Genomic DNA, 4,551 nt, shown 5'->3' on the forward strand with positions numbered 1-4,551 from the left:
TTACTTGAAAAGTTCTATCAAAAACTCTATTGATTTTAGATAGTATGTGTTGGGGTAAAATTGATAAATTTTGTTGAATTTCTTGCCTCTGATTCTGATGTGGTTTATTTCCTTTTTCATCATAAAGATGACGAGGTGCTTTTCCTGTTATCACAAAAAATAAAATGCCACAAACTTGTGTTATGTCAGACCGTTCGTCTCTTTGTAAACCACTTTCTCGTTTATGCTCTGGAAGCACAAGAAATCTATTTCCTATATCCTGTCCTGTAGGTGTTAAACTTGTATCATCTTCTTTGTTAAAAGAAAGACCAAAATCTATTAATACAGGTGTAGTAATATCATTGTTTCTAATAATAATATTATCAGGCTTAATATCTCGATGAACTATACCTATTTGATGACAATATTCAAGAATATCTAATAATTTGAGTGTAAAACGTACAGCATCAAAGACATTCATTACACCTTCTGCTACAAACTCTTCTAATGTACTTCCTTGTATAAATTCAGTTACCATGTAGAGAGGAACATCTTTCTTAAAACATTTTGAGTTTGAATCAATTAATTTAGGTATTCCGGGATTTTCCAAAGTTTCGATATTAGTTACCTCTCTGTGCATTCTTGCACGTCTTTCATCATCCTTTTGTCTATGAAGTATTTTAAGTACATATTTGCCAGAAAGAGATGAATCATTTTTAGATTTGACTAAAGAAGTTTTGCCTTGACCACCACTACCAATATCTCCACATTCTTCCCAATTTTCATCCCAAGGTTTAGGTTTACTTTTACTTTTGCTCATAATTACACTCACTGAAACGCACAAATGTTATTATATAGTGCTTCACTAGGAGTGTACTTACAAGTTATAATCAAATATAGTCATTGAAAAGCCACTCAAAAGTAGATAAATACTTAGATGGCGATCGCTTAGAGTATGAAATATTAAAATCTAATTTAATTCAATAAAAATAAGGTAGTGGGAGCATCTTGCTCCCTCACTGCCATTGCTTTTTCCTAATAGACATCTCCAATAATAAAAAATAAAATCAATTACCGCACAGAAATTATCAATTCTTTCCCTCTACTCCCTACTCCCTCTTTTCTGGAGATGTCTAATAGCTACTTAACTTTTTTTCCCAAAGCAAAAACAACGCCTCAGTCTTACTCACTCAGTGACTTCCTTCAATTTCTGGATTATTTCTGGAGTTGTACTAAGTTATTAACCTTAGTTGCATTGCTCCCCTTTTACCATTTAAGGAAGTATTAGTTTTCTATTTTGGCGTTGTTTTTGATTATTTAAAGAGACGGATTTTCGTAAACCTAACAGCGTTGTAACCTCCTGAGTTCCTGAAATTATTTCCTCTGTTTTAATGAATTTGAAATGAAGTTTAACTCAAATCTCAATTTGAGCAATCTTTACTTCCTTACCGTTACAACTTGAGGAACCATCAGCTTCTGCCAAAGAAGTTGCTGTTGTTGAATCACACAAATAACTAGACTTAACGGTATTTTTTTCCTCCTTATTTTTAATGTCAACTACTTAATTGTTAATTAAGTTTGACAAAAACCTGTTGCTCGGTCAAAACCTTAACACTTAGTATTAAGCTCTAACTCTTTGAGCAAAGAAGATGAGGTTGTGAATGTTTGAAGCTTTACTACTTCAATTACTAATCTAACACTTTTACTAATAATTACAAGACAATTTAATTAAACTTTACTTGATTCTTTTAAGTCAATCTTTTTAGACAACAACACCCACCTATACTCACTTTATTACTTCCTTTTTTCCTCTTTAGGTCTTGGATGCACAGCTTCAAATTCACTGTACTAATCCCAAAATTTTAGGAAGTATTCGCTTTCTAGATGGGTGTTATTCCGACTTTGTATTGAGATTAACTTAAAATTAAACAGCTTTTTTTTACCTCCTTGGCTGAGTAATTTCCTCTACATTATCCAATATTGAATAGAGTTAGAATTTACAAAAATTTGAATTCATTGCTCCCCTAAAAAATATTTGAGGAAATATCAACCACCGTTGGTTGCTGTTGAAGTGTAAACAAACAGACGAGCAGGTTAAACAGTTTTTTGTTACCTCCTACAGTTTAGGATTTAAACTTTTGACATCTACTGAAAAAGCCTTTTTGCTTCTTCATGTTTTTAATTTAGCACTATTAATCAACTATGCAAGTTAATTTAACTAAACTTCACTTAATAGCCTTTCAATACCTTAGAAATTGTAAATATAGGTTAAATTTTAGTCATACTTACTATATAATAAAAATCTAAGTAAAACTTTGATTAGGAGACAATTTAGTATTTAGGAAAGTGACAATTAATTATATTAAGAATTGAAAAATTTATAACTTTGAACGCCTTTATATGCTAAAAAGCGATCGCAGTATTCAGAAAATCAAGAAAATACTTTCCCACTTCACTATCAATTTTCACGTCAGTATTAGTTATAATTAGGGTTTGCGCTTCACTAGTCTTTTAGTAGGGGTAGGAGACAGGAGACAACCCACCCCTAACCCCGACCGTGGAGCAGGGCCTATTTATTGTCACGAGAGAAAAAAGAAATAGGGGAGTGGGGGAGTGGGGGAGTAAGGTAAATTCATCGTCACGCGATCGAAAAATTGTATCCTTTGAAATTTTGAAATTTTGTACATCTTGCTAGAGTGAGTTAACCAAAAATATACAGTTGTAAATATTCTAGGCGCGACAATGAATTAGCCCTGCGACCGTGGAGGGGAAGACAGGAAGAACGGGGAATGAGCGAGGAGGTAGGAGCGGGCGTTTTGTTCTAAGATTGTTCTGCCCAACTATGCGCCTAAAATACGCTCCATGCATGAGCGCTTTAGAGGTTATACCAGGCACTGCAATTCGACCCCAAAAAGGCACTTGTCTTTATATGTCAATGTTTTTAGATTAGATCGGTCACGCTCTAATTACTTTTTACTTTTTAGTTTTTGATTTTACTAATACAATGATGCAGAATTGTGGGATTCTGACTTAATATATAAACTACTAATTCAGTAAGTATCTAAAATCTAAAAAAGCCAAATTACCTTGAATTTGACAGTTGAAAGCCATTAGACTTCAGCCGATGGATGAAAACAAGTTGGAGATTTTAATCTCCTGTATCCCAAAGTATGAGATAATATATTTATGGGAGTAAGAACAAGGTTTGTCCCGATAAACCTTTGCTTGTAGGGGTGAAATTCCTGTCAGAAGGAAACTAGTAGGACTTATGTCGCTACCAAGACCAAGGCAACAGACAAGCAGGCAGCAAAGATAGGGATTTATAGCTCGATCCTTGAGTAAAACCACTCTGAAAGGATTAATCATGAAAAGTAAGCGCAAAGCATATGGTATTAATCATCAGTATGTGAGAGCGTCTAGGTGGTTTTTGACTGCCACCACCGACTAATTGTCGGTGACAGTTAAGTGTTAAAGGTTCCGAATCGTGGTTTTAACCCAACTCGGAACATCCGCTTAGAATTTCTCGTGTTTTAACCGAGAGAGAAGTCAAAACTAACTGGCCTATAACTAGAATGTTAAAAACATCAATTCCATCACTACGAGAACAACAACACCCTTTAGTATGCCGACTAGCAGACACCATAGAAGCAGTATGGCAACGTTACCTAGACTTAAAACCATATAACCTACCCGCAGAACTAGGGTATGTAGAAGGCCGTCTCGAAGGAGAAAAACTAACAATAGAAAACAAATGCTATCAAACCCCCCAGTTCCGCAAGCTACATCTGGAGCTGGCTAAAGTAGGTCAAAGTCTAGATATATTGCACTGTGTAATGTTTCCTAGAACAAGTTATGCCTTACCCATATTTGGCACAGACTTAGTGGGAGCAAGAGGCCAAATAAGTGCAGCAGTAGTCGATCTATCACCCCTCAATCAAGATAGAAAACTATCACAAGTCTATAATTACCAACTTAAAAGCTTACCAATAAAAGATTTTTCTTATCCTCGCCAACTCCCTAAATGGGGCGAAATATTTTCAGAATTTTGTCTATTCATACGACCTACCGATCTAAATGAAGAACAAAAATTTCTATCTATAGTGGAGTCTTACCTAGAAATACATTGCCAACAAGCGGTTGCCCAAAAACCTGTTACTTCAGAACAACAACTGGAAATTCTCAAAGCTCAACGCCATTATTCTAGTCAGCAGAGACAAAACGACAAAACCCGCCGAGTCTTAGAAAAAGCTTTTGGGCCGGAATGGACAGATTATTATTTGACAACTGTATTATTTGATAACCCTGATTAATAGACATCTCCAGAGAAAAGGGAATAGTTCATTAATTAATAATTGATAATGAATAATTGCTAATTACCTCGGGTTTTAACCGTTCTTGGGTGCTTGGTTATATTTTAAAGGCCATAGTTTATTGCTTTCTGTAACTACGAGTTCAATAATGGATAATGGATAATGGATAATTGATAATGGATAATTGATAATGGATAATGGATAATTGATAATTGATAATGGATAATGGATAATTGATAATGGATAATTGATAATGGATAAT

The 4,551-nt window shown here is 34.6% G+C and carries 3 protein-coding genes; 1 reads left to right on the plus strand and 2 read right to left on the minus strand.

Features of this window, described 5'->3' with window-relative positions:
• Positions 1-799, minus strand: a 799-nt coding sequence (locus AC3DU7_RS26150) for a serine/threonine protein kinase (protein ID WP_488042205.1), incomplete at its 3' end; no start/stop codon positions are given.
• 2,752 nt (positions 800-3,551) lie between these two features.
• Here AC3DU7_RS26150 and AC3DU7_RS26155 point away from each other — a divergent pair.
• Positions 3,552-4,289, plus strand: coding sequence for a phycocyanobilin:ferredoxin oxidoreductase (locus AC3DU7_RS26155; protein ID WP_488042206.1), 738 nt, complete (start codon positions 3,552-3,554; stop codon positions 4,287-4,289).
• Positions 4,290-4,364: 75 nt separating this feature from the next.
• Here AC3DU7_RS26155 and AC3DU7_RS26160 read toward each other — a convergent pair.
• A partial coding sequence (locus AC3DU7_RS26160) for a hypothetical protein (protein ID WP_488042207.1) occupies positions 4,365-4,551 on the minus strand: 187 nt, incomplete at its 5' end.

The organism is Okeania sp. (genome assembly GCF_983059655.1).

What these genes read in the sequence shown, in the direction of transcription:
- AC3DU7_RS26155 (WP_488042206.1), top strand. Translation starts at nt 3,552, where the DNA reads ATGTTAAAAACATCAATTCCATCACTACGAGAACAACAACACCCTTTA.